The sequence below is a fragment of the uncultured Halorubrum sp. genome, assembly GCF_937146585.1.
Lineage (GTDB): Archaea > Halobacteriota > Halobacteria > Halobacteriales > Haloferacaceae > Halorubrum > Halorubrum miltondacostae.
In genome coordinates this window covers 1-4,381 of record NZ_CAKZRO010000095.1, presented here as the reverse complement: position 1 = coordinate 4,381, position 4,381 = coordinate 1, and the positions used below count along the sequence as shown (strand labels likewise).

Below are 4,381 nucleotides of genomic sequence, written 5' to 3'. Positions count from 1 at the left end.
GCTCACCGAGTCGAGCGATCACCGAGTCGAGCGATCACCCGACCGGCCGACCGAAGACAGACGAAACGTACTCTCTCTCCACCCGTCGAAGCCGAGAGCGCGGGACCGCGAGACAGACGAAACGGACTCTCACACCGGGGCGTCGGTTTCGGCGGGAACCGACGGAAGCGCGAACGGGCCGCCCGCAGCGCGAGTGGACCGAACGCGGTCGAACCGATCGATGCCGCGAGAAGAGGCGGACGCGCCGGACCTCAGTCGGCGCTCGACGCCGCGGTCGTCGGCGGTGCGCTTCGCTCGGCGTCCCCGTCGCCCTCGCCCTCCGCCTCCGCCGCCAGCGTCTCCACGTTCGCGAACACGAAGCCGGCGAAGCCGACCCGCAGGAGGATGTCGAGGTACTCCAGCGTCACCGTCCCCGTGAACGTGTCGAGCAGGCCGGCGATCTGGAACATCGCCCACCCGATCAGCACGCCGAACGCGAACAGCGCGAGGTTCCGCGTCTTCTTGAAGAAGAGTTCACGGGCGGGCGGCTGCGCGGCCGCCGCGCTCGCGAGCGGCCCGAAGAACAGCGCGAGCAGCGCGACGTAGCCGACGAGGATCGACCCGGTGCCGGCCAGCGCGAGCGACCCCTCGGACACCTCGGCGACGTCGTACCCCAGCCGCATGAGCGCGGTGAGCGCGACCACGCCGCCGACGTACCGCCGCGCCGCCCCCGAGACGAACGCCGCGAACCCGAACAGGAACGGGTACGCCACGTAGTCGGTGAGCAGCTGGCCGCCCTCCAGCGTGCCGCTGGCAATCGAGAACGTCCCGATACCGGCCGCCCACATGCCCAGCCCGACGCTCGCGACCCCGACGACGCCGACGAACGGGTAGCAGTAGCGCCGCAGGTCAGCGGGCTTGCGGCTCGTGAGCACCAGCAGCACGACCGCGGAAACTGCGTACACGCCCGCGGAGACGAACCGGATCGACGACGGCTCAATCATCGGCGCTCACCTCCGCGTCGGCGGCGGCCGGATCCGCCGGCTGCGTCTCGGTCGCGGTCGCAGTCGCGGGCGTCGCGTCGCCCTCGTTGTCTGCGTCTCCCTCACCGATCGCGGCCGCGTCGCGCGTCTCGAACTGGTCGAGCCGCTCGGTGAGCGAGGCGGTCCGCTCCGAGAGCGCCGTCGCCGTCTCCGCGAGGTCGCCGACCGTCTCGGCGGTGTCGTCGGCGGTCTCGGCCAGCGTCCGCGCGCGGTCGGCCGCGGCGGTCGCCGAGTTATGGACCTCCTCGACGCGGGCCGCGACCGACTCGATCCCCTCGGCCCCCTCGTCGGTCGCCCGCGCGATGTCGCCCATCGCGACGTCGACGTCCTCGACGGTTCCGGTGAGCTCCTCGATCGCGTCGCCGGCCGCTTGGACCGCGGCGGTCGTGTCGTCGAGCTCCGTCATCGTCCGGTCCATCTCGCCGGCGACCGCGGAGACGTCATCGGTCACCTCGCCGATCGTCGCCTCGATCTCCGTGGTGGACGCGCGCGTCTCCTCGGCGAGCCCCTTCACCTCGTCGGCGACGACCGCGAAGCCGTCGCCGTCGCCGCCCGCCCGCGACGCCTCGATCGAGGCGTTCAGCGCGAGGATGTTGGTCTGCTCGGCGATGTCGGCGATCACGTCGGTGGTCTCCGCGACGCCGTCCATCCGGTCGTCGAGGCCGGCGACGAGGTCGTCGAGCTCCGCGAGCAGGTCGCCGATGGCGACGATCGCCTCGACCGCTTCGGTCGCCCGCCGCTCGCCCTCCGCGCCGAGCTCGGCCGCGGCGCTCGCGTCGCCCGCCACCTCGTCGGTGGTGGAGGCGATCTCCTCGACGGTCGCCGAGAAGTCGTCCGTGTCGGCGGCCGTCTCGCGCAGCCGGTCGGTCTGCTCGTCCAACTCGTCGGCGAGCGTCCGCATCTCGGCGGCCACCTCCTGGTTCATCTCGGCGACGTCGTCGGCCTCGGCGGCCATCTCCTCGCTCGTCGCCTCCACGTCGCCCGCGAACGTCTGGATGTCCTCGATCGTCGTCGAGAGCCCGCCGGTCATCTCGTTGTACGCGGTGGTGATCCGCTCGATCGCGTCGACCTCGCTCTCCTCGGAGAGCTGCCGCGAGAGGTCGCCGTCGGCCGCTCGCTCCATCGCACCGCCGATCTCGTCGGCGCGGTCGAGCAAGGTCTCGGAGAGCTCCTCGGCCTCCTCGCGGGCTTCCTCCGCCTCGGATTTGGCGCGCTCGGACTCGGCGACCGCGTCCCGCAGCGACCGCCGGGTGTCGTCGAAGGCGTCGAACAGCCGTCCGATCTCGTCGCCGCGGTCGGAGCTCGCGCTCGCGTCGAACTCGCCGCGGCCGACCGCCTCGGCCGTCTGCGTCAGCCGCCGGAGTTCGACCGCGACGTTCCCGACCAAGACGATTCCCAACAGGCCCAGGTTCAGCGTGACGACGACGCCGATCCCGATAAGCGACGCGGTCGCCGCTGTCGGCGTCCCGACCGTCGCGACGTGGGCCGCGAAGAGGGCGACGAACCCGAGCGTGACGGCGAGCGCGAGGAGCACCGACACTCCGACGCGTCGACCGTAGCGCGCGGTGATTACGTTCAGCATGGATGATCGGAGCGTGAAAGTCAGCCTACTTAGGAGTAAAGCTACAATTACCGCTGTCGATAATCGAAGCGGCGGACGTGCGAGCCGCCGATAGCGCGGTCGTCGAGCGAAAATCGAGCGACTGCGCGCCCTCGGACGCGTCGAGGCGCGGCCTTTTCACTGGGCCGTGCCACCAGTATCCATGTCCAGCGTCAGCGAGACCTACATCGAGAACCGCCAGCGCGTCCAGCCGACCCACACCAACAACTACGCGTCTGCCCACGGGGGAAACGTCGTCAAGTGGATGGACGAGATCGGCGCGATGTCGGCGATGCGCGCCGCCGGCGAGACCTGCGTCACGGCCAAGATCAACGACCTCGACTTCAAGCGGCCGGTGCCGCAGGGGGACACCTGCGTCATCGAGTCGTACGTGTACGCGGTCGGGCGGACGAGCCTCCGGACGCGGATCCGCGCGTACCGCGAGTCGCCGCGCACGGGCGAGCGCGAACTCACCACGGAGTCGTACTTCGTGTTCGTCGCCGTCGACGCCGACGGGGAGCCCACGCCCGTCCCGGAACTGGAGGTCGCCGGCGAGCGCTGTCGCGAACTCCGGGACGAGGCGCTCGCGGCGGAGCCGGACGAGGACCGCTGAATCGACGACCGCGCGCTCGTCGTGCCCGGCGAGCGAGTCCGACGCGTCTCAGCGGCTGATCTCGTCGCCGCCGTCGACCACGGACGCGACCTCCGCGCGGGTCGTGACGGCGAGGTCGCCGTCGGTCGTCCGCTTCACGGCCGCGGTCGCCGCCGCCCACTCCAAGGCGTCGGAGACGTCGCCGCCGCGGAGCCGCTCGGCGACGAACCCGGCGACGAAGGCGTCGCCGGTGCCGATGGCGTCGACCGTCTCCGCCTCGAACACCGGCTGCTCGTACACGTCGCCGTCCGTGAGCGCCAGCGCCCCCTCGTCGCCGCGGGTGACGACCACCGTCTGGAAGCCGTGGTCGGTCGCGAGCCCGTGCGCGATCTCGACGGCGGTACCGTCGCGGTCGAGCACCTCGCGCGCGTCGCGGCGCGGGACGAACAGCACGTCGACGTGGCCGAAGAGGTCCTCGTACGCCTCGCGCGCCTCTGCGGGCTCCCACAGCTTCGACCGGTAGTTGAGGTCGAACGACCGGGTGACGCCCGCCTCGCCGGCGCGGCGCAGCAGCGCGGTCGTCGTGGCCGCGGCGGCCGGCGAAAGCGCGGGCGTGATCCCCGTGGTGTGGAACCACCGCGACTCCGTCAGCGTCTCCGCGGGGAGTTCGTCGGGCTCGACCGTCGTGATCGCGGCGTCGGCGCGGTCGTAGATCACGTTGGTCCCGCGCGGGACGCCGCCGTGTTCGAGGTAGTACGTCCCGACGCGGCTCTCCGCCGGGTCGGTCCACGCCACCCCGGGGCTGACCCCGTGGCTCCGGAGCTCGCTCGTCACCCGCCGGCCGAGCGGCGAATCCGGGAGCTTCGAGAGCCACGCGGCGTCGACGCCGAGCCGCGCCGCGCCGACCGCGACGTTGCTCTCCGCGCCGCCGGCCTGGACGGCCAGTTCGCGCGTCGTCTCCAGTCGCTCGCCGCGCGGCGGCGACAGCCGGAGCATCGTCTCGCCGAAGGTCACGAGGTCGGTCATGCCGCCCACCTCAGGCCGCGGACGTCGAATGGACTCATACTCGACCCTGACGGCGGGCGCATAAAAGCGATCGCGGTCCGCGCCGGCGAGTCGGACTGCGACAGCGAGCCGAGTCAGGCTGTGACGACGAGCCGGGCTGCG

4 protein-coding genes are annotated in these 4,381 nt (G+C 71.9%); 1 reads left to right on the top strand and 3 read right to left on the bottom strand.

The features are described 5' to 3' along the window. Positions 1-251 precede the first annotated feature (251 nt). A complete protein-coding gene (locus tag Q0116_RS08230; protein ID WP_297886844.1) occupies positions 252-983 on the bottom strand; it encodes a bacteriorhodopsin in 732 nt (243 codons plus the stop codon). Continuing rightward, the gene (locus tag Q0116_RS08225; protein WP_297886843.1) at positions 976-2,604 is read right to left on the bottom strand and encodes a methyl-accepting chemotaxis protein; all 1,629 of its coding nucleotides are present in this window, start codon (positions 2,602-2,604) and stop codon (positions 976-978) included. Before Q0116_RS08225 ends, Q0116_RS08230 begins: the two co-directional genes overlap by 8 nt. A gap of 181 nt (positions 2,605-2,785) precedes the next feature. Here Q0116_RS08225 and Q0116_RS08220 point away from each other — a divergent pair, with 181 nt between their 5' ends. Then, entirely contained in the window at positions 2,786-3,235 is a 450-nt protein-coding gene (locus tag Q0116_RS08220; RefSeq protein ID WP_297886842.1) for an acyl-CoA thioesterase, read from the top strand. 48 nt (positions 3,236-3,283) lie between these two features. Here the strand turns inward: Q0116_RS08220 and kdgK1 are convergent, their stop codons facing one another. After that, positions 3,284-4,240: a bifunctional 2-dehydro-3-deoxygluconokinase/2-dehydro-3-deoxygalactonokinase gene (gene kdgK1 / locus Q0116_RS08215; protein ID WP_297886841.1), complete on the bottom strand. Its 957-nt coding sequence runs from the start codon at positions 4,238-4,240 to the stop codon at positions 3,284-3,286. Between the last annotated feature and the right edge of the window lie 141 nt (positions 4,241-4,381).